The sequence below is a fragment of the Pandoraea terrae genome (assembly GCF_902459695.1).
GTDB classification, from domain to species: domain Bacteria; phylum Pseudomonadota; class Gammaproteobacteria; order Burkholderiales; family Burkholderiaceae; genus Pandoraea; species Pandoraea terrae.
The window spans coordinates 39,724-65,633 of the sequence record NZ_CABPRZ010000032.1 but is presented as its reverse complement, the minus strand read 5'-3'; the positions used below and the strand labels follow the sequence as shown (position 1 = coordinate 65,633).

Here is a 25,910-nt window from a genome sequence, read left to right as displayed (position 1 = left end):
CGCAGAATATCGTGTGGGTCGTGCCCGAAGGCGGTGGCGGGCCGAATTATCCGGGGATGTAAGGGGAAAGGACGCGCACCGCAACGTTGCACGCGCCACACCATTTCGGTGCATAACGGCGCCGAATTCACAGGATTCGCCGGATCGCAGCGGCAAACGAGCGAATTTCTTGAGCACGCTTCTTGCTCACCTATTCTGTAGGTACACTGTGGGCCCTTCCTGCCTGACACCATGAGCATGATCGACATCGATCCCCCTGGCTTCCAGCCTCCCCGTCCGATTGCGGGCGAGGACGGCAAACGGCACACCGTGCTATACGGCGACTACAGCGTATTCAGCGTGTTCCAGCCAGTGTTCTCGGTGTCCCACCGGCGCGCGATCGGCTATCACGCGTCGCTGCGCGCGCGCGACGTGCAAGACCGCCATGTACCGTCGCACGAAGTCTTCACGCAGGCCGCGCAGCGCGGCGATCTGCTCGAGCTCGGCCGGCTCGCCGAATCGCTGCACCTGGGCAATTTTCACGCGTTCGCCAGCCATGACGAATGGCTCTTCCTCAGCCTGCACCCCGCGGCGCTGATGGACACCGTGTATGGCGACGCCCTCCTCGCGAGCCTGAAGGCGCTTGGCCTGCCGCCGCATCGCGTCGTGCTCGAGGTGCCGGAACAGGCGGGCGGCGAGACGCCGCGCTTCGCCATGATCGTCGACAGCCTGCGCCGCGCGGGCTTCCTGATCGCGCTTGGCGGCTTCGGCGCGAAGCATTCGAATATCGACCGCGTGTGGCATCTGCATCCGGATATCGTCACGCTCGACCGCGGCATCCTGGCGCAGGCGAGCGAGCATTCGCATCTCGAGCGCGTGCTCCCCGGACTCGTTTCACTGCTGCACGAATCGGGACAGCTTGTGCTGATGGGCGGCCTTGCAACCGATCGCGAGGCACTCATCGCGCTTGAGTGCAACGTCGATTTCGTGCAGGGGCAGTATTTTGCCGGCCCGGGTGTCGAGCCGGTCCAGCCACAGGTCGCGGCCGTGCGCATGGACGAACTGTGCGCCGCACTGCGGCTGCGGGTCGCCGAGCGCGAACGCATCCAGCAAGCGCGTCTCGCGCCGTATGTCGCGGCGCTCGAACAGGCCGGTGCACTGATCGGCAAAGGACGGGACATCGCGCACGCGACGCGCGCGCTGCTCGGTCTGCCAGAGACGGCGCGTTGCTTCCTGCTCGACGCCTCCGGCCGCCAGATCGGCGACAACGTGCTGCCGCACGGCCGCGCGTCGCAGCGGGCCAAACGGTTCCGTCCGTTGCTGCATTCCGAAGGCGCGAGTTGGGAACGACGCCCATATTTCATCGAAGCGATGCGCGCGCCGGGGCACACGCACGTCACGCCGCCCTATCTGTCGATCAATGAGGCGCACCTTTGCGTGACAGCCTCGATTGCCGTACCTGCCGCGAGCGGCATGCAGGTGCTCTGCGTCGACATCAACCGGGAAACGGCCGTGCAGCGCCAATGAGGAGGCCTCCATGACACGCAAGTTCCTCAATGCATCCCGGTTGCAGGACGAGGTGAGCCGGCGCATCCATCGCATTCATGAAGTGGTGGAAGACGGCGTGAAAATCCGCGTGCCTCGCCCGCAACTGCAGGAACCGGACAAGACCGGCTGCAACTGGGACATGAAGCATTTCGGCAACGCCGCCGGTTTCGAGCGAGACATTGCCGCCGTACTCAAAGCGGTACGCGCCGAATACAATCTTTCCGGAGAAGCAAAAGACCTCGACAGTCTCTTCGAGAACTTCTCCGGCGACTAATCGGGCTCGCGCCGCTTCATTGGCGAATGCCGTCCCCGGCGCGCCGTGATCAATAACCGGCTGCTGTCCCCGCCGGGCGGCGCGGGTCGTTCGAGCCGTAGATGAAACCCGCACGAACCTTGCCCGACACAGACGAGTCGTTGCCCGAACTCTGGCGGCTGACGGCCTCGGTGCCCGGCAAGCCGAACATCACGACCTCGGCCGCGCCCCACGGCGTTTGTTCGACCATCTTGTGTCCCATCTCCCGCAGTCGCGCGAGCGTATCCGGCGAGAGCCCCTGCGCTTCGTAATAGACTTCGTCGGGCAACCACTGGTGGTGAATGCGCGGGGCATCCACAGCCTCTTGCGGGGCCATCCCGTAATCGATAATGTTCAGCGCCGTTTGCAGCGTGATGGTAATGATGCGCGAGCCGCCAGGTGAGCCGAGCACCAGGAACACCTTGCCATCCTTGGTCACGATCGTCGGCGACATCGACGACAGCGGACGCTTGCCCGGCGCGATCGCGTTGCGCGAGCCCTGCACCAGCCCGTAGAGATTCTGCGCGCCGACCTTGACGGTGAAATCGTCCATTTCGTCATTCAGGAAGAAACCCGTGCCGGGTGCGATTACCACGGCGCCGAAGCGCCCATTGACCGTATAGGTCGTGGACACCGCATTGCCGTGCCGATCGACGATCGAGTAGTGCGTCGTCTCCGGCTTCTCGCCCGAGGCCAGGGCCGCCTGCAAGTTCTTCGACGGCGTGGCTTTGTCGGCCTCGATGCCCTCACGAATGCTCGCCGCGTATTCCTTGCTCGTCAGCCGCGCGACCGGATTGTCCACGAACGCCGGATCACCGAGCAACGTGTTGCGATCGAGATACGCATGGCGCATCGCCTCGGTCATGGCGTGAATCGACGCCGCCGACCGATTGCCCATGGCGCGCAGGTTGTATCCCTCGAGAATATTGAGGGTCTCGCACAGCGCCACACCGCCCGAACTCGGCGGCGGCGCGGAAATGAATTGATAGCCGCGATAGTTGCAGCTGAGCGGCGCCACATCGTCGGCGCGATACGACGCGAAGTCCTTGGCCGTGAGCAGACCGCCCTGCTTGCGCGAAGCGGCCTCGATGATCGCCGGAATGCGCCCATGGTAGAAGGCCTCCGGCCCCTTGCGCGAGATGTCTTCAAGCGTCTTTGCCAGATCCTTCTGCACCAGGCGGTCGCCCGGTTGCAACGGACTGCCGTCGGGGCGCAGGAAAATGCGCGCGGCTTCCGGATCGTTATGGAAACGCTCGATCGTCGTATCCAGGATGTCGGTGTCGGCGCGCGTCAGGATGAAGCCGTCGCGCGCCAATTTGATGGCGGGCGCCATCACTTGCGCGCGCGTGAGTTTGCCGTACTTGTGAAGCGCGAGATCAAGCCCGGCGACCGTGCCCGGCACGCCGACGGCCCGGTAGCCGTACAGACTCTCGTTCGCTTTCACGTTGCCGTTGGCATCGAGATACATGTCCGCCGATGCAGCGGCCGGCGCCGTTTCGCGGAAGTTGATGAAGCGGTCGCGGCCGTCGGCAAGGTGAATCGTCATGAAGCCGCCGCCACCGATATTTCCGCAGCACGGATTCACGACCGCCTGCGCGTAGCCGACAGCCACGGCGGCATCCACCGCGTTGCCGCCCATCTTGAGGATCTGCACGCCGATGTCCGATGCCAGGCTTTGCGATGTCACGACCATGCCGTGCCTGGCTTCGACCGCAGGCAGGGATGCGGCGGCCGCATGAAGTTGCAACGACGACAAAAGCGCGAGGACAAGGATTCGCCTCATGATGACTGTCTCCGACCGGAAAGGAATTATTGGGGGCAACGCTTCAATGTAATGTTTAATACATTTCTTGGCGTGTCGAATCCTATCACGCGCAATTTTTTGGAAATAATGCACGTTAACCCTGACAATATTCAGCCAATGTCAAGGTATCTCGCATTTGTTGGTAGTGATCACTACATCGACGCGCTATGTGGACCGGTGCAGCCTTTGTCATCAACGGCCAGTTCGACATAAGATGGGCGCCCGGACAGCTGCGGTACAGGTCCGATAAACGAGCGTGCGTTTGCACCCCTTGCCACGCCACTACAGGCTTGCAGCACCGAGGCAACAGATGACACAAAGCATCAGGGAAGTCCTACTCGCGAAGATGGAAATCTTCACGCCTTCGGAGCAGAAGGTGGCCAAGGTTTTGCTTGACCAATATCCCAGCCTGGGCCTGAGCGCCATTTCAAACGTTGCGGGTCACGCAGGCGTGAGCGACCCGACCGTGTTCCGTTTTGTCGTCAAGCTCGGCTTCGAGGGCTACGCCTCGTTCCAGCAATCCTTGCTCGCCGAGATCGATATGGCGATGAACACGCCGCTGGCACGCATGCGCGCCTTCCATTCGGAAACGAGCCACGAAGCCGGCCCTGAACGCACGCTGCTGCACGTTGCGAAAGCGACCGAGAACACCGCCGCGAAACTCGACACGGAGGCGTTCGGGCATGCGGCGGACCTGCTGGCGGATCCGCACGCGCATATCTATTGCGGCGGCGGACGCTATACGGCGTTTCTCGCGTCGACGCTGGCCTACAGCATGGCCTACGTGCGGCCGCACGTGCGCCATATCGACCCGGCGTTGCCGCACACCGGCGATACGCTGGTCGACATGGGCCCGGAAGATGTCTTCGTCGTCTTTGATTTCCGGCGTTACCAGCGCAGCGTCATCGAGTTCGCACACGCGGTAAAGCAGCAAGGTACCCGCGTCGTGTTGATCACCGACGAATGGACGTCGCCCATCGGATCGTTTGCCGACGTCGTGTTGCGCACGTACGCAGAAGCATTCTCGGTGATCGACACGAAAGTCCCCGCATTGGCATTGTGCGAGGCGCTGGTCGTATCGCTGGCAAATCGCCAGCCCGAGCAGGCAAGGCAGCGTGTCGAGAAACTGGAGGCGCTTCGCATGCGTTGCGCTGCGTCCGATGCGGCGCTACCTGACGGCGAATCGCCTTGGCTGGATGTGAAAGCCAAGCGCCTTGACCTTATCTGAATTGCGCGGCAGGCTTCCTCAACCCTTACGCCGCCTTGATCCCGAACGCCTTGCCGTCCGCCCGACGATCGGGCGCCCCACACCTCACATGTCCGCCGACACACGCCATGCACGCCCAGAATCTGCCCCGGAATCCATCCATCATCGAACTCAGCAATACCAACGCGTCGATTACCGTTGCGCCGTCGGCGGGCGGTCGCCTGATGCGCTGGACCGTTGACTCACACGACATCCTGCACTGGCCTGAATCGGCGGATTGGCGCGAGCCGGCCGCGATTCGCGGCGGCAATCCCCTGTTGTTTCCCTTCGTTGGCCGTCATCGCGTCGACGGTTGCCTCGGGCAGTGGCGCGATGCTGGCGGCGTCGTTCGCAAGATGCCGACGCACGGCTTCGCGCGCAACGCAATGTTCTCGCACACGCTCGACGACGACAGCACACTCTGCCTCACGCTGGCAGATAACGCCGAGACGCGCGACGCCTACCCGTTCGCGTTCCGTCTGGAGGTCGTCTATCGCCTGCAAGACGATGCGCTCAGCGTCGAGACCACGACACACAATACTGGCGTGGAGCCACTGCCGTATTACCCGGGCCATCACTTCTACTTTCAGTTGCCGCATGCGTTGCGCGCCGAAACGACACTGACGCTGCCGCCGAACCGGCGTCAATACCACTTGCCGGACGGCAGGCTGAGCGTGCCCGAACGTGGCGAGCAGCACTATCGCCTCAACGATCCGCGCCTGGACGACGGCATTCATCTGCTCGACGTTTCGTCCTCCGCCACGTTGACGACGCCGTCGCTCGGACGGGAGATCTCGTTCGATCTGCGGCACGGCGGCACCCCTTGGTTCGCGCTTGTCACATGGACCGAACGGGCCGACGCCGACTTCTATTGTGTCGAGCCCTGGCTTGGCGTGCCCGATGCGATTCATCACGGCAACGGACTGCGTTGGCTTGCGCCGGGCGCAAGCGAAACGGCCCTCTGCCGGATTGGCGTGCGTTTCGACCGTGAGCGCGACATTACGGGGTCACCCGGATCCGCGATGGATGCCACCCACTTCGGTCTTACACGGACGGGACGGGTTACGGCTATGATGGGCAGGCAGTTCCCTTCGATGCCGTCTTAGATTGCGAGGATTGCCGCCATGACTCGTCCTTCGATGCAAATTCCGGGCACGGACCATCCTATCGTTATCGAGCCGTATCGCGGCCGCGTCACGGTATCGGTCGCAGGGCGCACCATCGCCGACACGCGCGCCGCGCTGTCACTGCACGAGGCTTCGTATCCGGCGGTGCTCTACATTCCGCGTGCCGATGTCGATATGACGCGACTCCAGCGCACGGAACATCGCACCTATTGTCCATTCAAGGGCGATTGCGCGTATTTCAGCATCCCGGCCGCCGGAGAACGGGCCACGAATGCCGTCTGGACGTATGAGAATCCGTATGAGGCGGTTGCAAAGATCAAGGGCTACCTGGCGTTCTATCCCGATCGTGTCGACGCCATCTCGACGACCGGCGATTAAGGCCAGTCGCCGCGATGGTGCTTCGCCGTTACTTCTTCTCTGGCATGGCCGACGAGTGATGACTTGTAATCAGCCATTGCGTCCCGTCCCAGCGATAGGTGTAGCTGTAGCGGGCCTGAACAACTGCGCCGTTTTTTGCGAAGGTGAACGTGTAAACGCCAGCATCCAAAGCAGAATTGCACCCAAGCTCAATGAAGCGGAAGTCGATTTTTCCGGACGGCCGGTCCTGCAGAAAATGATGGAAGTAGTCCTCTTTCTCTGCGACTGTCAAGCGCGGCTGATTGGATACCGTCGCCAGAAGAATTGACCGCTCCGCATAGTTGGCGGTCACCTTGTGGGGATCGCCGGTTTGCAACGACTGATTCCATCGATCGAACAACGCCGCGATTTCTTTATCTGATGTGGCTTTGCAGCTTTCCGCGCGCGCTGCCGGCGCGTTGGTCGACATGCCTTGGTTCATGGCGCATCCGGCGAGCACGAACGCAAGGGCGGCAATGGTGGTCAGCTTCATGGCGGCACTTCTCCAGTCAGGCGGTGAGAGGACGACATTACGCCAGAAGTATGATCCTTCCTTCGCGTGTTTGCCACCTCTGCATCCCAAAACCAGCGGGGGCCGTTTCTGCGTCAGCCGCCGAGCGCCCCCAGATTCAGTTGATGGCTATGGCCAAGCCAGACCGCACAATCCCGGTGGTCCCGCAAGGCATCGTCGGTATTGGGATGCAGGAAAACGTCGAGCGAACCGTGATTGAGCGTCAGCCATGGCACGATCGTCGCGAAATGCGTTGGCGCGAACGCAATCTGGTAGCTCCACATCGGATGGGGACCGACGGGACGCTCATGAAACCGCCCGATCTGCGCGATATCGACAAACAGGGCCGTCACCTGCTCGCGAAACGCAAACGCGGCATCGCGGCTGGATGCATCGAAATACACATGGGCATGCCAACTGGTGACAGCCGGTACTTCCAGATACGCCATCGCTTACCCCTTGTTGACCACCTGAAATCCTCCGGCCGATATAGATTCGCCGGCAACGTCTTCTCGCAGCTGCGCCTTGGTTGCGTCAACCGCCGGTGCGCTTTGCGCTATGCCCAAATTTTCTGAGCGCATCCATGACCTGCTCATCTTGAGTTGTGAGTCACTGCGAGTTTAGCAGGCACTGCCGGAGCCGGCGCCTCGACGAATGAATGTCGGTGAACAGCGCAATCGCGACGCAGCGGCTGGGGGCGCCGACAAGCGATGCGCAGCGCTATTGAGTCTTGATAGCGCCGCATGCATTTCGTATGCAAATGCCAAGGTTTGTAACAGAGATCGCATTCTCGGCATGTACGCGTAGCGCGTAGGTGCCGAAAAATGGCCCCGGCACGGCAGGCGTGTGCGCTGCGTCGTGCGGAGATGGTTTGGCGGGTGCGTTTTACAGATCGTTACATCCCTCGCGTCGGAGTCCTGCAAGCCATGCCTACAATGCAACCGCCTTCCAGGAAGGATGTTCACTTTACAGGAGAACCCCTCATGAGCACATTACTAAAGCGTATGCTGATTGTTGGTTTGCTGGGTACCGCCGTGTCGGCTGCCATGGCAGCCGGTTCCGTCGGTGTAGGCGCGGACCTCAACACGAAGGCCACAGTCGGCGTTGGCGCTGATACGGGCGCAAGCGCCAACGCGAATGGCAGCGCGAATGGCTCGGCGCAAGCAAAGCAACGTGGTAGCCGTGTCGGCGCGGAAGGTAGCGCGCAGACCAAGTCCCATGGCAAGGCCGCACTCGATGCCGTGGGCAATGCCGCCGGGGGCGCCGCGACTCAGGCACAGGGGGCAGTACAGGGCGCCACGGGCAAGATCGGCACCGCCGCCGGTGATGCTGCCGGTGCGGCCGGCAACATCGGCACGGGTGCCGCAGGTGCGTTAAACGGCGTCGTTACCGCGCCGGGTGCTGCCGCCGGCGGCAACATCGGAGTGGGTGTCGGTGTCGGCGCGGGCGCAGGTTCACGCTGACCCCACGCGTTTCGGCGCGTCTTCGCAAGCGTGCCGAAACGTTGCCACCGTTGCTTCACAACTCAAAGCTCCGCCTTCAACGATTCCAGGAATCGCAGCAGATGCCTGTTGACAGCCTCGGGGCGCTCCATCTGCACCATGTGCCCCGCGTCAGGAATCATCACAACCTCACCCAAATCCGGAAATTGCGCGCGCATCAGGCTGATCGCGCATGGCCTCGACGGCGCCGCCCGCGCACCAACTCTGCGGGCGGTCCCGCCATTGCGCTACAAACCGCTCATGCGCGCCGCGTCCGGCGTGAATGCCGCCTTCGTCATGCCGCCCGCGTTGATGACCGGCGCCCGCTCGTTGGTCATCTTGTCCGTCATGTACACGCCCGAATTGAAGTCGTAGTAGATCGACGTCGAGTTGATGTACGAACCGGCATCGAAGGCATAGAGATAGTTGATCATCGCGAAGCGCCACAATTGTCCGCGCGCGTCGTAGTTCTCCGCCATCATGCCGTTCCAGCTATCCTCGTCGAGATACATCACGCGCCGCGCATACTGATGCCGGTAGCCCTGCTTGAGCTTCGCCTCGAGCACCCACACGCGCCGCAGCTCGTAGCGCACGTATTCCGGATTGACGTGATTCGGCTTGAGCAGGTCCGCATACTTTACGTTGGCCTGCTGGATCCGATACCCGTCCCACGGCACGTAGATTTCCTTCTTGCCGAGGATTTTCCAGTCGTAACGCTCAGGGGATCCATTGAACAGCCGGTCGTCGTCGATCGTACGAAAACCTCCGGGGCCTTGCGGCATGTCGAAGCCATAGTCGGGCAATTGGCGAACACGGCGTGTGCCCGGACTGTAGACGTAGCCCAGGCGCGGATTGCGCTTGTGGTTGTATTGCTCATTGCCAACAATGATCGACCCCTTGTCCCGCAATGGCAGTAAGGTCTGCGTCTTGAAGTAGGCGTAAATGCCGTCGGTATTCGTGTGCGCGTTCGGCGCGAGCGCCGGGGAATACACCTCGAAGAGCACCTTGCCCCAGGCGATGTCCCCGTTCGGATACACGACTGCCTGGTCCTGCGTCGCCGTGTAGGTGTACACCGTCGACGCCAGCAGATGGTTCCAGAGCAATTCCAGCCCGCTCTTCGGAATCGGGAACGGCGGCGCGCCGTTGAGCGCCTTGAGGCCCGCGCCCTCGTCCTCGAGCTCGGCCTTGGCCGCATTCTCCCTTGCTGCGGCACATGCGGCCTCTGAATAACCGAAGTCGCGATGCGTGGGATAAACGGCCATCTGGAACGTTTCCGGGTATTTTTTCAGCAGTTCGACCTGCCCCTCCGTCAACCGGCTCGCGTACCGCTGCATGTTCTTCGCGGTAATCACGAACAGCGGTTTCTCGGTGGCGTACGGGTCCGGGTAATTGCGGCCGGACTCGAACTTGACACCCGGCGGCACGCCGGTCCATTTGCCGCTGAAGGCGGGAATCGAGCCGTCCTTGTTGCCGGCCTTCTCCGCGCCCATGCAGGTCAGGTCGGCGCCGAGCGACTGCACCTCCTGAGGCGATCCCTTGGCATGGGCCCAGTATCCGGGCAGGATGCATGCGGCGGCCACGGTCAGCGCCATGCCGATTTCCTTGCGGTGCTTCATTTTGCCCCCTCCCTCACACGTAATAGCGGCTCGCGTACGCGCGGTATTGGTAGATCGGTCCGTCGCCGCCGCACAGGCGCGGCTTCGGCAGATGCTTCTTGTAATCGAGCACCTTGAAGTCCTGCTCGACCTCGTACTTGAAGCGCTCGATCCACGGACGGCCGATCTGTTCGTTGAACAGGCTCGAGCCCAGATCCTTGACGTAAAGGCGCACCGTCTGGATGAAGCGCTCGTTGTCGATCGGCGTCGAGGCGATGATGAAGTTCGTCGCCCATCCCGGACCTTCGAACAGTTGGTGGATCGCTGTCACACCCGTGAAGTTGATCTCGAGCTTGCCGATGCCGAACTCCTCCGCCTCGGGATCCATCTCGTAATCGACATACAGGCCATGCGGCATGGGCTCCATCGTGCGCATCACCGGCATCTTGCCGGCGCCGTGCAGTTGCACGATATGCGCCGTGTCGAACAGGTTCTCGAAGATGTCGCAGTACGGGCTCGTGCTGACCCACGCGTGGCTGTCGAACAGGATCCACGCGTCGCGTTGCAGCGCCGTGCTCGCATACGGCTCGAAGTCCGGCTCGGCGCCTTGCGGGTGGTACCACATCAGCACCATGCCATCGACTTCGCGCGTCGGGTACAGCGTGAGCGTGAGCCCTTCCAGCGGCGGGACAGCGGAGTACGGAATGCCGGCGCACCGGCCGCTGGCGCCGTCCCAGGACCACTTGTGGAACGGGCAAACGATTGCGCCGTCCTTGATGCAGCCGTCGTGCGACGCGAGGTGCGCGCCAAGGTGCGGGCAATAGGCGTCGGCCACCTGTGCCGCGCCGGACTTCGTCCGGTACACGATCAGTTGCTGGTTCAGATAGCTGACCGCCTTGAGGGTGTCGTGGCCGATCTCGGCAGCGTCCGCCACGCGGTACCAGCCCATGGGAAACGCGATCTCGGGCACGCGGAACTTCATCGGAATGGGTTCGATTGTCGACATGCAATGGCTCCTCGGTCGTGATGGATGGCCCGGGACGAGACGGCCGCGGCATCGGCGCTGCCGTCCGTTCGTCCGCGGGAGAGGTGTCGCCGATGGGTCAGGCCGGTTCGGCGACCGGGCCGATCACGCGCCCGGGGAACGCCTGCGTGAAGCGCCCTTCGTCAAAGGTTGGCGTGCCGTTGACGAGCGTGAGCCGCACCGGTGCGGCGTCCCGCGTCCAGCGCCACGTGTGGCCACCCTTTCCGTCGGGCACGTCGAATACCTTCTTCATCTCGCGATGGCGGACCTCGTCGAGCGAGAACACGGTAATGTCGGCGCGCTTGCCGACCTTGAGCTCGCCACGGTCATGCAGTGAGAAATGGCGTGCAAGCTTGCCCGTCTGGACATGCACGGCCTCTTCCACCGTGAGCGCGCCGGTGTCCTGCACGTAGTGCGTGAACAGCAGCACGTTCTCGCCGCCGCCGCACAGCATCTGGCCGTGCGCGCCGGCATCGCTGATGTTGCCGACCGTGTAGGGATCCTTGAGCAGGCGCACCACGGTCTCCTCGTCGATCGCGAACGGCGCGAGATGCACGGTCGACTGCAAGCCGTTGGCGATCAGCCAGTCGGCCATGGCATCGGACGGATGCACACCCAGCTGTTTGGCGTATGCCGCCACGCTCAGCTTGACCGGGCCGGTGCCGTTGTCGGAGTTGAGCAGGTGCAGATCGTCCGGCCGCGCCATCGGCGAGTGGCGCCATGCCTCGACATCCCAGGAATGCCGTGCGCGGGCGCGCCACTCGGGATCGCGCAGCAACGCGAGTTTCTCCGCTTCGGTCTTGGCGAGCACGACCTCGTGCCACACGTAGTCGTTCGATTGCGCGAAAATCAGCGAATGGTTGACGCTCAATGTGTACGTTGGCGACACGTGCGTGAAGCCGGTCCAGAAATCGCGCCCCTCGCGCTTGAAGCGTTCGTGCTGTTCGAGCATCGGGCCCTGGATGTCCTTCTGGAATTGCAGCGTCGGCACGCCGGCCCACTGCACCCGGATCGCGCGGCCTTCGCACAGGCGCGCGATGCGATCGGTCGCCTGCGGTGCCGTCTTGCGCATGAACGTGTCGACGATCACCTGCAGCGATGTGCCCGGATAACGCTCGAGCACGGCGATCAACGCCGCAAACTCGGCGTCGTCGGCAAGCAGCGACGGCACGGCGCGGTCGTCGCCGTCGTGATCGCTGAGGTTCGACGAAAGGCCGAGCGCACCGGCTTGCAGCGCGTCGTCGAGCAGATTCGCCATGCGTGCAATTTCCCGCGGCGTCGCGGCGCGCTCCCAGGCCTGCATGCCCATTGCGGCAAGACGCAGGGCGATGTGGCCGACGAAGGTGGCGATGTTCGCCGACGCCTTCACGTTGCGCACCATCGATTGCTTGTACTCCGACCATGTCTTCCAGTCCCACTTGAGCGAGGTGACGAACGGCGCGCTCGGGATGTCCTCGAAGAACGAGAAGATCTTGACCATCTCCATGCGCGCGGCGGCATCGTCAGAGACGGGTGCAACCGAGAAGCCGCAGTTGCCCATGATCGACGTCGTCACGCCGTAGCCCGGCAGCGGATCGAGATCGGGCTGCCACCACATGGTGCCGTCGTAATGTGTGTGCGATTCGATGAAGCCCGGTGTCACGACGCAGCCGCTCGCGTCGAAGATGCGCTCGCCCCGGTGCGGCAAGTCCGGGCCGATCTCCGCGATGGCGTCGCCCTGCACGCGCACGTCCGCGCGCATGCCGGGCGCGCCCGTGCCGTCGACCACCGTACCGCCACGTATCAACAAATCTGCCATGTGTCTCGCTCCTGTCGTCTGTGTTATGGAGGTGGACGAGCGCGGCGCGACCGGCGATGCAGCGTCTCATCCTGATGCGGGATTGCTTGCAACGAGTGCGAAGCCATCATAGGACGCCGATTTTTGGCACAGTGGACTTTCCAAAAAGGATCATGTCATGATCCCGAAACGCTCAAATTTTCGCATTCGGCGCTCGCCGGCATCATCTGGCGGGTCTTTTGGACCTTCCCCCGAGCCTCTCCCATCTCGCATGCCAAACAAGTCAACCGACCGTCAATTGCCCCTGCTGGTGGCCAGCCTCAAGCGCCTGCTGCGCGCCAAGGGCATCGGGTATCGCGAGATTGCGCGCACGCTGGGCGTGAGCGAGCCGACCATCAAGCGCTGGCTCGCGGGCCAGGGCCTGACGCTGGAACGGCTCGAGGATCTTTGCGCATTTGTCGACGTGAGCCTGGTCGAACTGATCGAGTTCGCGGCACAAAGTGCCGACGCACGGCTGCGTCAGCTCAGTGTGGAGCAGGAACAGGCGCTCTCGCAGGAACGGAATCTCGCATTCGTGTTCACCACGATCCTGCGCGGCTGGTCGCCTGAGGAACTGCGCCGCGAGCAGATGCTCGACGACGCCACCCTCATCGCCTGCCTGGCGCGCCTGGATCGGCTGGGCCTGATCGAGTTGCTGCCCGGCAACAATGTGCGCCTGCGCACGGTGCGCGATGTCGAATGGCGCCGCGACGGGCCGATGCGGGCACAATTCGCGCACTGGATCCGCACCGGCGCGGAGAGCATGGCATTGCAACCCGAAGTGCCGTGGGGCTCGGAGATGGTCAAGGTATCGAAGGCCTCGCTCGCGCGTCTGGACGACATGATCCGCGACTGGCGACGAAATATCCGCCTGCTCGGCGAAGCCGACCGGCATGCGTCGGCCGATCCGAAGGCGTGGTACTGGGTGCTGATTTCGACGCATGCTGTCGATCTGTTGGCCGACGGCGACAGCACGGGTTGAGCGCACCATGGGTCAGGCGGTCGCCACCAAGGGCGTGTGATCGCGCCGGTTGAACGCTACCCGGCCACCGCCGTTGATTTCCCGACGCCCGGGGCCGCGAATATGCCCGCCCGGCCGCAATCGCGCTACACTCAAGGCGAGAAGACCCCCGGAGGAAGATCATGCCAGACACTGACCCTCAACACACCTTCCGTGGGCTGCCCTTGACGGCGGAGCAAGACGCCGAAGTCAGACACTACATAAAAAAGAAGAAACAGCGTGGCGAGGCGTGGGATACACCGGAGTTGGCGGCCATGCTCAAGGACATGCTGGATCCCCCCAGCGACGATGACACCGAAGCCGACCCGACCGCAGACGAAATGAGAGCGGCGGTGGAACGCGCCGAGACGGCCATCGAAGATGACATGGACCCCATCGAAGCGAGCGAGGAGCGCAACGCTGCCCTCGAATCCGAGGGGATGAAGGGACCGAAGCGGTGAATGCCCGACGCTAAGGACATCGCGTCGTGTCATCCGGTCACTGCCGGATGGCGCCGGGATCGGCCGGACTGCAGGCGCTGCTGGCAGTCCGGCCGCCCTTCAACTTACCCGCGAGCGGCAGCCAACGCTGCGTTGAGCGTTTTGCTCGGACGCATCACGGCGTCCAGCTTCTCGAAGTCGGGCTTGTAGTAGCCGCCGATATCCGCTGCCTTGCCTTGCACGGCCGACAGCTCGGCAACGATGGTCTGCTCGTTATCGGTCAGCTGCTTGGCCAGCGGCGCGAACTGTTCGGCCAGGCCTGCATCTTCGGTTTGCGCCGCCAATTCCTGGGCCCAGTACATGGCCAGGTAGAACTGGCTGCCGCGGTTGTCCAGTTGCCCGGTCTTGGGCGACGGATTCTTGTTGTTTTCCAGCAGCTTGCCAGTGGCGGCATCCAGCGCCTTGGCCAGGATCTTGGCGCGGGTGTTGCCGGTCTTGATGCCCAGCTCTTCCAGCGACACGGCCAGTGCCAGGAACTCACCCAGCGAATCCCAGCGCAGATGGTTTTCTTCGACCAACTGCTTGACGTGCTTGGGTGCCGATCCGCCCGCGCCGGTTTCGTACATGCCGCCGCCGGCCATCAACGGAACGATGGAGAGCATCTTGGCGCTGGTGCCCAGTTCCATGATCGGGAACAGATCGGTCAGGTAGTCGCGCAGGATGTTGCCCGTGACCGAAATGGTGTCCAGGCCACGAATGACGCGCTCCAGCGTATAACGCATGGCGCGCACTTGCGACATGATCTGGATGTCCAGGCCGTTCGTGTCGTGGTCCTTGAGGTAGGTCTCGACCTTCTTGATCAGCTCGGCTTCGTGCGGACGATACGGATCCAGCCAGAACAGGGCCGGCATGCCCGAGTTGCGCGCGCGGGTAACGGCCAGCTTGACCCAGTCGCGGATCGGCGCGTCCTTGACCTGGCACATGCGCCAGATGTCACCCTCTTCCACGTTTTGCACCAGCAGGACTTCGCCGGTGGCGATGTCGACGATGCGGGCTTCGCCGGCTTCCGGCACTTCAAACGTCTTGTCGTGCGAGCCGTATTCTTCGGCCTGCTGCGCCATCAGCCCGACGTTGGGCACGGTGCCCATGGTGACCGGATCGAAGTTGCCGTTGGTCTTGCAGAAGTTGATCATCTCCTGATAGATGCGCGCAAACGTGCTCTCCGGGATCACGGCCTTGGTGTCCTTCGGACGGCCGTCGGCGCCCCACATCTTGCCGCCGATGCGGATCATGGCCGGCATCGAGGCGTCCACGATCACGTCGTTCGGCGCATGCAGGTTGGAGATGCCCTTGGCCGAGTCCACCATCGCCAGTTCCGGGCGATGCTCATGGCAGGCGTGCATGTCGCGGATGATTTCTTCGCGCTTCGAGCTCGGCAGCGATTCCAGCTTGTCGTACAGATTGACCAGACCGTTGTTGACGTTCACGCCCAGTTCGTCAAACAGCTTACCGTGCTTCTCGAAGGCTTCCTTGTAGAAAATCTTCACGGCGTGGCCGAACACGATCGGGTGCGAGACCTTCATCATCGTGGCCTTCACGTGCAGCGACAGCATCACGCCGGTCTTGCGCGCGTCTTCCATTTGTTCTTCGTAGAAGTCGCACAGCGCCTTCTTGCTCATGAACATGCTGTCGATGATTTCGCCGTCTTGCAGCGCGACCTTCGGTTTGAGCACGACGGTCTTGCCGCTCTTGGTCAGCAGTTCCATCTTCACGTCACGGGCGCGGTCCAGCGTCATGGACTTTTCACCGTGGTAGAAGTCGCCGTGCTTCATGTGCGCCACGTGGGTGCGCGAAGCCATGCTCCACTCGCCCATGCTGTGCGGGTTCTTGCGGGCGTAGTTCTTCACGGCGGCGGGCGCGCGGCGATCCGAGTTGCCTTCGCGCAGCACCGGGTTCACGGCACTGCCCAGGCACTTGGAATAGCGTTGGCGAATGGCCTTCTCGGCATCCGTCTTCGGATCTTCCGGGAAGTCAGGCACCTTGTAGCCCTTGCCCTGGAGTTCCTTGATCGCGCTGACCAGCTGATGCACGGAGGCACTGATATTGGGCAGCTTGATGATGTTGGTGTCAGGCAGCAGCGTCAGACGACCGAGTTCGGCCAGATTGTCGGGCACCCGTTGCGCTTCCGTGAGGAATTCCGGGAATTCGCCCAGGATGCGTCCGGCCACCGAGATGTCGCTGGTGGTGACGTCGATGCCTGCCGGCGCGGTGAACGTGCGGATGATGGGCAGGAATGCGCTCGTCGCCAGAAGCGGCGCTTCGTCGGTCAGGGTGTAGATGATAGTCGGCTGCTTGGTGCTCATTGCTTAACTCAAGATCAAGAAATAGGACGGTAAACGCCGCCGGCTGGGTCGCAGCCCGGCGGTAACAAGCGAATTTTGCCTGATTTCGGGGTCGGAAAGCTGAACCCTGCAGGCTTTTTGCATTTTTCAACGGCAACTTGCGAATTTTACATGCCTGCGAGCTTAGCCCACCAGATGGGCCTTCAGACTTGCCTCGATGTCGGCTTGCAGGTCGCGAACATCTTCCAGGCCGACGTAGAAGCGAACCAGTCCGCCCTTGTGCGGCCAGGACGTGACCGTTCGCATCAAGGGCACCTTGTAAGGCACGGCCAGGCTGTGTGCGCCGCCCCAGCTGAAGCCGATCTTGAACAGTCGCAGGCCTTCGACGAACGCATCGATCTGCGCGCCGGGAAAACGGCCGTCGAACACCACCGAGAACAGGCCGCCCGCGCCGGTGAAATCACGTTTGAAGAACGCATTGCCCGGACAGTCGGCAAACGCGGGGTGCAGCACCGCCGTGATTTCCGGACGGTGCTTAAGCCAGGTCGCCAGCGCCAGCGCGCTACGGTCGTGCGCTTCGAACCGGAGTTTCAGCGACGGCAAGCTACGCAGCAGCAGACTGCAATCGTCGGCCGACACGCCCCACCCCATGCGCATGCGCGCACGCTTCAAGTGATGATGCAGGTCGTCGTCGACGGTGGTGACGGCCCCCATCAGCACATCGCTGCCGCCCGACTGGTACTTGGTCAGCGCCTGCACGGAGATGTCCACGCCATGATGAAACGGGGCAAACGCAAGACCGGCCGAGTAGGTATTGTCGATGGCCGTGGGGATGCCGCGATCGCGCGCCACCTTGGCGATCGCGGGAACGTCCGGCACTTCCATCGTGACGGAACCGGGCGCCTCGATCCAGATCAGTTTCGTGTTCGGCTGGATCAGGTCAGCAATGCCGGCACCGACGAGCGGATCGTAATACCGCACCGAGACGCCGAAGTCTTCCTTCAGCCAGTCGCCGTGATCACGGTTTGGCGAATAGGCATTGTCCGGAATCAGGACATCGTCGCCCGACTTCACGAGCGCGAAGTACACATTGGCGATGGCTGCCAAGCCGGACGGAAACAACAGGCAATGCCGGCCGCCTTCGATCGCCGCGAGCCGTTGCATCAACTCCATTGACGTCGGCGTGGCATGCAGGCCATAACGCCATTGACTGTCATTCTTCCAGTCGAGCGCCCGCATGGCGGCAAGATCGGGAAACACGACGGTCGACGCGCGCGCCACCGGCGCCGGCATGGCCGAGAAACCCGCAGGGATATGGGTGTCGGCATGCAGGACATTGGTTTGCCGGTGCCAGCCATTGGCTTCGGGGACGTCCTGCGGCTTGCGGGTCTCTTGCGTCATCGTGACTCCAAAATGCAGCGGGCCGGCATAACCGGCCCCGGATGAAATCGGCCGCGGGCCCGGAGGCCGCGCGGCGCCTGAATCAAATACGTTCGAACACGGCGGCAATGCCCTGCCCGCCGCCGATACACATCGTCACGAGTGCGTAGCGGCCGCCAATGCGTTGCAATTCGTGCAGCGCCTTGACAGTAATGAGCGCACCGGTCGCGCCGATCGGGTGCCCCAGCGAAATGCCCGAGCCGTTCGGGTTGACCTTCGCCGGATCGAAGCCGAGATCGCGTGACACGGCACACGCTTGCGCGGCGAACGCTTCGTTGGCCTCGATCACGTCGAGATCCGCGACCGTGATGCCCGCGCGCGACAGCGCCTTCTGCGACGCCGGCACGGGACCAATGCCCATGAAGTTCGGATCGACGCCGGCATGCGCGTAGCTCACGAGCCGAGCCAGCGGCTTCACGCCGCGGCGATCGGCTTGCTCACGGTCCATCAGCACCATCGCGGCGGCCGCGTCGTTCAGGCCCGAGGCGTTGCCCGCGGTCACTGAACCGTCTTTCTTGAAAACCGGCTTGAGCTTCGCCAGGTCTTCAAGGGTGACGTCGCCGCGCACGTGCTCGTCGAGCGTATACGCCACTTCGCCCTTCTTGCTCTTGAGCATGACCGGGACGATCTGATCCTTGAAGTAGCCTTGCGCAATGGCATTGGCGGCGCGGCGATGCGATTCGACGGCCAGCGCATCCTGGTCGTCGCGCGTGATGCCCCACTTGGCGGCGATATTTTCGGCCGTCACGCCCATATGGATCGCGGCAAACGGGTCATGCAACGCGCCGAGCATCATGTCGACGAGGCGCGACTCACCCATGCGGGTGCCCCAGCGGGCGCCGGGCATCAGGTACGGTGCGCGGCTCATGCTCTCCGCACCGCCCGCGATGGCGACATCGGCATCGCCCAGGAGGATGGACTGCGCGGCGGACACCACGGCCTGCAGGCCAGAACCGCACAGGCGGTTGAGCGTGAGTGCCGGCGCATGCTGGCTCACGCCGCCGTTCATGGCAGCCACGCGCGCCAGGTACATATCCTTGGGTTCCGTGTTGATGACATGCCCGAACACCACATGTCCGACTTCGTCGCCGGCCACGCCGGCGCGCGCCAGGGACTCGCGCACGACGAGCGCACCCAGCTCCGTCGGTGCGACATCCTTGAGACTGCCGCCAAAATCACCAATAGCGGTACGCACACCGCTGACAACTACGACCTCGCGTTGCATCGCTCATCTCCTCATTGAAATTCCGGTATCGGGATGAGTATAGCGCCGTTGCGCCGCGACATGCTGCGGCGCAACGGACTAGATGTCTTCGGTCAGACTTCGCCCCACAGGTCATGACCGTCCGCGCCCGTAATCCGAACCGACACGAAATCGCCGACCTTGTAACGCTTGGACGCCTTTTGCGTCGGCGCGATATAGACGAGACCGTCAATCTCGGGCGCATCGGCCGCCGAGCGGGCAATGCCGCCGTCCTGATTGATTTCGTCGACAATGACGCGCAGCGTCTTGCCCACCTTGCGTTGCAGGCGCTTCGCCGAAATCTCCTCCGCCACTTCCATGAAGCGCGCGCGACGCTCCTCGCGCACTTCGTCGGGCAGCGCGCCGGGCAATTCATTGGCGCGCGCGCCTTCGACCGGCGAATAGGCAAAGCAGCCCACCCGGTCGAGCTCCGCTTCGCGCAGGAAGTCCAGCAGATACTGGAATTCGGATTCCGTCTCGCCCGGGAAACCGGCAATGAAGGTGCTGCGGATCGTCAGGTCCGGGGCCATCTTGCGCCACGCCTGGATACGTTCCAGATTCTTCTCGCCAGAGGCCGGACGCTTCATGCGCTTGAGCACGTCCGGGTGCGCGTGTTGCAGCGGCACGTCGAGATACGGCAGGATGTGCCCCTCGGCCATCATCGGGATGATTTCGTCGACGTGCGGATACGGGTAGACATAGTGCAAGCGCACCCAGGCATCGTACTGCTTGGCCAATTCGCCGAGCGCGGTCACAAGTTCGGTCATACGCGTCCTGAGCGGACGGCCGTTCCAGAAACCGGTGCGGTATTTGACGTCGACGCCGTAGGCGCTCGTATCCTGCGAGATGACAAGCAGTTCCTTGACACCCGCCTTGAACAGATTTTCGGCCTCGAGCATGACTTCCGCCACGGGACGCGAATCAAGATCACCACGCATCGACGGGATGATGCAAAACGTGCAGCGGTGATTGCAGCCTTCCGAAATCTTCAGATAGGCATAGTGACGCGGCGTGAGCTTGACGCCGGCAGGCGGCACGAGATCGGTGAATGGATCGTGCGGCTTCGGCAGGTGCAGGTGCACATGGTTCATCACTTCGCCGACGGCATGGGGGCCGGTCACGGCGAGCACTTTCGGATGGACGGCGGTGACGATGTCCTGCCCGGCGGCGTCCTTCTTGGCGCCAAGGCAGCCGGTAACGATGACCTTGCCGTTTTCGGCGAGCGCTTCGCCGATTGCGTCGAGGCTTTCCTGCACGGCGTCGTCGATGAAGCCACAGGTATTGACGACAACCAGGTCGGCGCCGTCATACGTGCCGGCGATGTCGTAACCCTCGGCGCGCAACTGCGTCAGGATTTGCTCGGAGTCGACCAGGGCCTTGGGGCAACCAAGCGAAACAAAGCCGACTTTGGGCGTGCCGGCGGGCGAAGGGCGGGACATGGGGCAAATCCTGATATATGCGCTCGCAGGCGCGCGCTGGCGACAAGACGCCGCGCACCTGCAACAAAACGCGGGTTGAAAACGTTGGTTGAAACCGCTGGTGACAACCGAACAACCGCGTATTTTACCCTGTTCGCCCGCTGCCCGTTCCGCCGAATGCGGCAGTCGCTTACGGCTTCTTCGGATCCTTGCTGCCAGGTGCACCCGGCGCCCCCGGACCGCCCGGGCCGCCCGGGCCGCCCGGGCCACCTGGGAACGGGAACGTACTGAACATGTTCTTGGCCTGGCTCTGCATCTGTTCCTGCATCTGCACGAACAGGTTCTTCGATTGCTCGATGTAGTTCGTCATCATGCCCTGCATCATCGGCGCCTGCATATTCATGAACTGCGCCCAGACGTCAGGATTGAACGCCGCACCCTCATAGATCCCCTTGGACTGGTCGGCCAGCTTGTTCTGGATCTCGATGAACGTCTGGATATTCTTTTCCAGGTAGGTGCCCATCATGCCCTGCAGCGCGTGACCGTAGAAACGGATGATCTGCGAGAGCATCGCGCTCGAGAACATCGGCACACCGCCGGTTTCCTCTTCCAGAATGATCTGCAGCAGGATGCTGCGCGTCAGGTCTTCCCCCGATTTGGCGTCAACGACCTTGAACTCCTCAGTCTCGAGCACCAATTGCTTCACGTCGGCAAGCGTGATGTACGTGCTGGTTTGCGTGTCGTACAGACGCCGGTTCGGATATTTCTTGATGAGGCGTTCGTCGGTCTTCTTGCTCGCGGTCATGCGCTGGATTTCCTGCTTTTCTAAAGGGACATCCCCGACCGGCGGTCGGAGATTCCACATATTATCGATTGTAGGTCGCTTGTTGCTATGCGGCAAAGCCCTAACCCCGGGCCTGCCGCACAGCTGCCATCACCCCATGTGCAAGCCGCCGTTCAGCGAGAAGTCAGCCCCGGTGGCAAAACCGGAGTCTTCCGACGCCAGCCAGGCCACGATCGACGCGATTTCCTCCGGCCTCCCAAGGCGTTTGACAGGAATCGTGGCGATGATCTTGTCGAGAACATCCTGACGGATCGATTTCACCATGTCCGTGCCGATATAGCCCGGCGAGACGGTATTGACGGTGACACCCTTGGTCGCGACTTCCTGCGCCAGCGCCATGGTGAAGCCGTGAATACCGGCCTTGGCGGTGGAGTAGTTGGTCTGGCCGAACTGGCCTTTCTGACCGTTGACCGACGAGATGTTGACGATGCGGCCCCAGCCGCGATCGGCCATGCCGTCGATGATTTGCTTGGTGACGTTGAAGAGGCTGGTCAGGTTGGTGTCGATCACCGCGGTCCAGTCGGTGTGCGTCATCTTGCGCAGCACCACGTCACGCGTGATACCGGCATTGTTGACCAGCACATCGACCTCGCCGACTTCGGATTTGACCTTGTCGAATGCCGCCTTCGTCGAATCCCAGTCGCCGACGTTCCCTTCGGAGGCCACGAAATCGTAACCGAGCGCCTTTTGCTCTTCCAGCCACTTCACCCGGCGCGGCGAGTTCGGGCCGCAACCGGCCACGACACGGAATCCGTCTTTGTACAGCCGCTGACAGATGGCCGTACCGATGCCGCCCATACCGCCCGTAACATAAGCAACGCGTTGAGTCATGGAACTCTCCCCCTTGATGGCGGCCACTTGCGGCCGCCAGATACGACTGCCAATTGACCTTTACGAAGCCGCTGCGTTCCCGCAAGCGGCTTCCGTCTCCGCGTTCATCATCATGCGTACGCCTCATGCATTTCCTTCAGGCGTACCGCCGACGCGAATGCTTATTGCGCGGCGCGCACGCCCTCAGACGCGCTCGACCGCCAGCGCCACGCCCATGCCGCCGCCGATACATAGCGAGGCCAGGCCGCGGCGCGCGGAACGGCGTTCCATTTCGTGCAGCAATGACACCAGAATACGGCAGCCCGACGCACCGATCGGATGGCCGATGGCGATGGCGCCGCCATTGACGTTGACCTTCGACGTGTCCCAACCCATTTGCTGATGAACGGCCAGCGCCTGCGCGGCAAACGCTTCGTTGATTTCCATCAGGTCGAGGTCCTGCACGCTCCAGCCCGCACGCTCCAGGCAGCGCTGCGATGCCGGCACCGGGCCCATGCCCATGACCTTGGGATCGACGCCCGCGTTGGCATAGGCAACGATGCGCGCGAGCGGCTTCAGGCCCAATTGTTCGGCACGCTTGGCGGACATGACGACGACAGCGGCAGCACCGTCATTCAGGCCCGAGGCGTTGCCGGCCGTGACCGAACCGTCCTTCGTGAACGCCGGCTTCAGGCTGGACAGCGATTCGAGCGTGGCGCCATGGCGAACGTATTCGTCGGTCTTGAACAAGACCGGATCGCCCTTGCGCTGCGGGATCGACACCGGCACGATTTCCGCGTCGAAGCGGCCGGCCTTCTGGGCAGCTTCCGCTTTGTTCTGCGAAGCAACGGCGAAGGCATCCTGCGCTTCACGCGTGATGCCGTATTCCTTCGCGACGTTCTCGGCCGTCTGGCCCATGTGGTACTGGTTGTAGACGTCCCACAGGCCGTCGACGATCATCGTGTCGACCAGCTTGGCCTCGCCCATGCGGAACCCGTCGCGCGAGCCCGGCAGCACGTGCGGCGACGCGCTCATGTTTTCCTGGCCGCCCGCCACAACGATGTCCGCGTCGCCCGCGATGATCGCGTTGGCCGCAAGCATCACGGCCTTGAGGCCCGAGCCGCACACCTTGTTGATGGTCATGCCGGGCACCATGTGCGGCAGCCCGGCCTTGATCGACGCCTGACGCGCCGGATTCTGGCCCGAGCCGGCCGTCAGCACCTGGCCCATGATGACTTCGCTGACCTGCTCCGGCGACAACTTCGCGCGTTGGAGCACTTCACGGATCACGGTCGCGCCAAGCTCCGGCGCGGCAATCTTGGCCAACGAACCGCCAAATTTTCCGACCGCGGTCCGCGCGGCCGACACAATCACGATATCCGTCATAACATCATCCTCGGTTCAATTAATTCGAGCGGGCGGCGGTGCCCTCTCCTGTCCATCCCGATATCGCGCTTCGGCTTCAGGCCTTCGCCTTCACATAGCGGCCCGGCGCCGGCTCAATCGGTGGAAAGGCAACATTACCATACGCATTTGACGCCTTGATGCGTTTTCCGCCAAAGGGTGCCAGCCATTCGCTCCAGTCGGTCCACCAACTGCCCGGATGCTCCGTTGCGCCCGAGAGCCAGGCCTGCGATTCTGCGCCCACGTCGTCGTTGCGCCAATAACTGCGCTTCTTCTTCGCCGGCGGGTTGACCACCCCCGCGATATGGCCGGAGGCACCCAGTACGAAGCGCTTTTCGCCACCCAGGAGCGGCAACGAGCGGAACGCCGACGTCCACGGCACGATGTGGTCCTCGCGGGAACCGAAAACGTAGGCCGGCGCATCGATGCGGCCAAGATCGAGTGGCACGCCGCAGGCCGACAGCACACCCGGCTCCTTCAACTGATTTTTCAGGTACAAATGGCGCAGGTACCAGCAGAACATCGGCCCCGGCAGATTGGTACCGTCGCCGTTCCAGTACAGCAAGTCGAACGGCTGGGGCGCCTTTCCCTTCAGATAGCTGTCGACGACATAATTCCAGACGAGATCGTTCGGACGCAGAAACGAAAAGGTATTCGCGAGTTCGATGCCGCGCATGAGCCCGGCCGGTTTTCCGTTGACCCCGCCGATGGTCTGCTCGCGGAATTGCACGTGGGCTTCGTCGATGAAGACGTCGAGCACACCCGTGTCGGCAAAATCGAGCAGCGTCGTGAGCAGCGTGACACTCGCGACCGGCGACTTGGCGCCATTCTGACCTTGTCCGGCCAGGACGGAGAGCGCCGCCGCAAGCAGCGTGCCACCCACGCAGAAGCCGAGGGCGTTGACTTGCTTCTGGCCACTGATCTCGCGCGCGGTATCGAGCGCCGCGAGCGGCCCCTGCGCAATGTAGTCGTCCCACGTTTTGCCCGCGAGCGACTGGTCCGGATTGCGCCACGACACGACGAATACGGTATGTCCCTGCTCAACGGCATAGCGGATGAGGGAATTCTCGGGCTGCAGGTCCAGGATGTAGTACTTGTTGATGCAAGGCGGCACGATCACAAGCGGCCGCTGGAACACGGTCGGCGTAAGCGGCTTGTATTGGATCAGCTGGATCAGTTCGTTCTCGAACACGACCGCGCCTTCCGTGGTCGCGACATTGCGGCCCACTTCGAAGGCGGCTTCGTCGGTTTGCGAAACTTTTCCGCGGCCCATGTCGGCGAGCATGTGCCGTACGCCCGCCACGAGACTGTCGCCGCGCGTCTCCAGGATACGCTGCTGCGCATCGGGATTCGTGGCGATGAAGTTGCTCGGCGCGGCGGCCGCAACCCATTGTTCGACGGCGAAACGAAGGCGCTCGCGTGTCTTCGCATCGGCATCGACCAGCTCGGCCATGCGCAACAGGAAACGTCCGTTGAGCAGATAGAGCGCAGCCGGCAGCGCGTAGAACGGATTACGCCAGCCGTCCCCGGCAAAACGCCGATCGCCGAGCGCAGGCGCGGATTCGGCGCCGCCGTCCTTGAATTGGGCCATCAATTCGGAAAATGCTTGCGCGTATTCCTTTTGTAATTCGGTCAGACGCGCCGGATCGATCGAGAGGGCCGGCGTCTGCGGCAAATTCGCGCCGACGAGCGCCGCGAACGGGTTTGCCATGGGGTTGAAGAAAGCGCCCGCAAATGGATTCGCCGCGCCGCCCGAGCCTCCGTTGCCCTGGGCATCGCTGAACATTCGACGCGCAGCATCGAACCATTGCGACATGTCCTGAGCAGAGAGAAACGCTGGCGGGAACGCTTGAGCGGAAGACGATGGCGAAGTCTTTGCAGACGAGGCGGCCTTGGCGGCCGGATCGTGATTGGCACTGGCGCGATTCATGGTAGCCTGAGTGTCATGTCCGTTGCATTCGCGGGCCGGCGCCCGGAACGCGGTGCATCGCCCCTCGCGTTTGGCGTGAAGCGGGCACCTGTGGACCATTCTTGCGTGCGGCGGCAGGCATGTCAATGCTTGCCGCGAACGTTTGGCTGGATTTTCCCGCTGCGGCGGGCGTTTTTGATGTGCGTCGTTCCCGATGTTTATCGTTCTGCTCGGCTGGCTC

Annotated in this window: 23 protein-coding genes; 9 read left to right on the top strand and 14 right to left on the bottom strand. The window is 62.8% G+C overall.

Annotated elements, in window-relative coordinates; genetic code table 11:
- The 3 genes from PTE30175_RS29305 to PTE30175_RS25065 all read left to right on the top strand — a co-directional run.
- Positions 1-62: 4Fe-4S dicluster domain-containing protein (locus tag PTE30175_RS29305; RefSeq protein ID WP_150699790.1), on the top strand; the 62-nt coding region annotated here is incomplete at its 5' end.
- 169 nt (positions 63-231) lie between these two features.
- A complete protein-coding gene (locus tag PTE30175_RS25070) occupies positions 232-1,506 on the top strand; it encodes a sensor domain-containing phosphodiesterase (protein ID WP_150699785.1) in 1,275 nt (424 codons plus the stop codon).
- 10 nt (positions 1,507-1,516) lie between these two features.
- Entirely contained in the window at positions 1,517-1,801 is a 285-nt protein-coding gene (locus tag PTE30175_RS25065; RefSeq protein ID WP_150699784.1) for a hypothetical protein, read from the top strand.
- Positions 1,802-1,850: 49 nt separating this feature from the next.
- On the opposite strand, the gene ggt is transcribed toward PTE30175_RS25065, so the two are convergent.
- Complete coding sequence (gene ggt / locus PTE30175_RS25060) at positions 1,851-3,602, bottom strand: gamma-glutamyltransferase (RefSeq protein WP_150699783.1); 1,752 nt, start codon at positions 3,600-3,602, stop codon at positions 1,851-1,853.
- A gap of 331 nt (positions 3,603-3,933) precedes the next feature.
- Between ggt and PTE30175_RS25055 the strand changes: the two genes are divergently transcribed.
- The 3 genes from PTE30175_RS25055 to PTE30175_RS25045 all read left to right on the top strand — a co-directional run bounded on the left by PTE30175_RS25055 (position 3,934) and on the right by PTE30175_RS25045 (position 6,374).
- On the top strand, positions 3,934-4,851 hold the full coding sequence (locus PTE30175_RS25055) for a MurR/RpiR family transcriptional regulator (protein ID WP_150699782.1): 918 nt from the start codon (positions 3,934-3,936) through the stop codon (positions 4,849-4,851).
- A gap of 107 nt (positions 4,852-4,958) precedes the next feature.
- The gene (locus PTE30175_RS25050) at positions 4,959-5,975 is read left to right on the top strand and encodes an aldose epimerase family protein (RefSeq protein ID WP_150699781.1); all 1,017 of its coding nucleotides are present in this window, start codon (positions 4,959-4,961) and stop codon (positions 5,973-5,975) included.
- A gap of 18 nt (positions 5,976-5,993) precedes the next feature.
- Entirely contained in the window at positions 5,994-6,374 is a 381-nt protein-coding gene (locus tag PTE30175_RS25045; RefSeq protein WP_150699780.1) for a DUF427 domain-containing protein, read from the top strand.
- Between the two features lie 28 nt (positions 6,375-6,402).
- Here the strand turns inward: PTE30175_RS25045 and PTE30175_RS25040 are convergent, their stop codons facing one another.
- Complete coding sequence (locus PTE30175_RS25040) at positions 6,403-6,885, bottom strand: nuclear transport factor 2 family protein (protein WP_150699779.1); 483 nt, start codon at positions 6,883-6,885, stop codon at positions 6,403-6,405.
- A 113-nt stretch (positions 6,886-6,998) separates the two neighbouring features.
- A complete protein-coding gene (locus PTE30175_RS25035; RefSeq protein WP_150699778.1) occupies positions 6,999-7,352 on the bottom strand; it encodes a DOPA 4,5-dioxygenase family protein in 354 nt (117 codons plus the stop codon).
- Positions 7,353-7,886: 534 nt separating this feature from the next.
- Between PTE30175_RS25035 and PTE30175_RS25030 the strand changes: the two genes are divergently transcribed.
- Complete coding sequence (locus PTE30175_RS25030) at positions 7,887-8,366, top strand: hypothetical protein (protein WP_150699777.1); 480 nt, start codon at positions 7,887-7,889, stop codon at positions 8,364-8,366.
- A 266-nt stretch (positions 8,367-8,632) separates the two neighbouring features.
- On the opposite strand, the gene PTE30175_RS25025 is transcribed toward PTE30175_RS25030, so the two are convergent.
- The 3 genes from PTE30175_RS25025 to PTE30175_RS25015 form a co-directional block, all read right to left on the bottom strand.
- The gene (locus PTE30175_RS25025; protein ID WP_150699776.1) at positions 8,633-10,000 is read right to left on the bottom strand and encodes a DUF1329 domain-containing protein; all 1,368 of its coding nucleotides are present in this window, start codon (positions 9,998-10,000) and stop codon (positions 8,633-8,635) included.
- A gap of 13 nt (positions 10,001-10,013) precedes the next feature.
- Positions 10,014-10,985, bottom strand: coding sequence for a Rieske 2Fe-2S domain-containing protein (locus PTE30175_RS25020; protein ID WP_150699775.1), 972 nt, complete (start codon positions 10,983-10,985; stop codon positions 10,014-10,016).
- A 97-nt stretch (positions 10,986-11,082) separates the two neighbouring features.
- Complete coding sequence (locus PTE30175_RS25015; RefSeq protein WP_150699774.1) at positions 11,083-12,801, bottom strand: N-acyl-D-amino-acid deacylase family protein; 1,719 nt, start codon at positions 12,799-12,801, stop codon at positions 11,083-11,085.
- 250 nt (positions 12,802-13,051) lie between these two features.
- On the opposite strand from PTE30175_RS25015, the gene PTE30175_RS25010 reads away from it, so the two are divergent.
- Entirely contained in the window at positions 13,052-13,801 is a 750-nt protein-coding gene (locus PTE30175_RS25010) for a helix-turn-helix domain-containing protein (protein WP_191629207.1), read from the top strand.
- 161 nt (positions 13,802-13,962) lie between these two features.
- Complete coding sequence (locus PTE30175_RS25005) at positions 13,963-14,280, top strand: hypothetical protein (RefSeq protein ID WP_150699772.1); 318 nt, start codon at positions 13,963-13,965, stop codon at positions 14,278-14,280.
- A 104-nt stretch (positions 14,281-14,384) separates the two neighbouring features.
- Here the strand turns inward: PTE30175_RS25005 and PTE30175_RS25000 are convergent, their stop codons facing one another.
- The 8 genes from PTE30175_RS25000 to phaC all read right to left on the bottom strand — a co-directional run bounded on the left by PTE30175_RS25000 (position 14,385) and on the right by phaC (position 25,690).
- Complete coding sequence (locus PTE30175_RS25000; RefSeq protein WP_150699771.1) at positions 14,385-16,622, bottom strand: NADP-dependent isocitrate dehydrogenase; 2,238 nt, start codon at positions 16,620-16,622, stop codon at positions 14,385-14,387.
- A gap of 162 nt (positions 16,623-16,784) precedes the next feature.
- A complete protein-coding gene (locus tag PTE30175_RS24995; protein ID WP_150699770.1) occupies positions 16,785-18,002 on the bottom strand; it encodes a cystathionine beta-lyase in 1,218 nt (405 codons plus the stop codon).
- An 82-nt stretch (positions 18,003-18,084) separates the two neighbouring features.
- Complete coding sequence (gene bktB, locus PTE30175_RS24990) at positions 18,085-19,266, bottom strand: beta-ketothiolase BktB (protein ID WP_150699769.1); 1,182 nt, start codon at positions 19,264-19,266, stop codon at positions 18,085-18,087.
- A gap of 92 nt (positions 19,267-19,358) precedes the next feature.
- Complete coding sequence (gene rimO, locus PTE30175_RS24985) at positions 19,359-20,723, bottom strand: 30S ribosomal protein S12 methylthiotransferase RimO (RefSeq protein ID WP_150699768.1); 1,365 nt, start codon at positions 20,721-20,723, stop codon at positions 19,359-19,361.
- Between the two features lie 169 nt (positions 20,724-20,892).
- Entirely contained in the window at positions 20,893-21,507 is a 615-nt protein-coding gene (gene phaR / locus PTE30175_RS24980) for a polyhydroxyalkanoate synthesis repressor PhaR (protein WP_150699767.1), read from the bottom strand.
- 129 nt (positions 21,508-21,636) lie between these two features.
- Entirely contained in the window at positions 21,637-22,377 is a 741-nt protein-coding gene (locus PTE30175_RS24975; protein WP_150699766.1) for a 3-ketoacyl-ACP reductase, read from the bottom strand.
- A gap of 183 nt (positions 22,378-22,560) precedes the next feature.
- Positions 22,561-23,742, bottom strand: coding sequence for an acetyl-CoA C-acetyltransferase (locus PTE30175_RS24970; RefSeq protein WP_150699765.1), 1,182 nt, complete (start codon positions 23,740-23,742; stop codon positions 22,561-22,563).
- Between the two features lie 76 nt (positions 23,743-23,818).
- Positions 23,819-25,690 carry a class I poly(R)-hydroxyalkanoic acid synthase gene (gene phaC / locus PTE30175_RS24965; protein ID WP_420819677.1) on the bottom strand — a complete coding sequence of 624 codons (1,872 nt, stop codon included), beginning with the start codon at positions 25,688-25,690 and terminating at the stop codon, positions 23,819-23,821.
- Between the last annotated feature and the right edge of the window lie 220 nt (positions 25,691-25,910).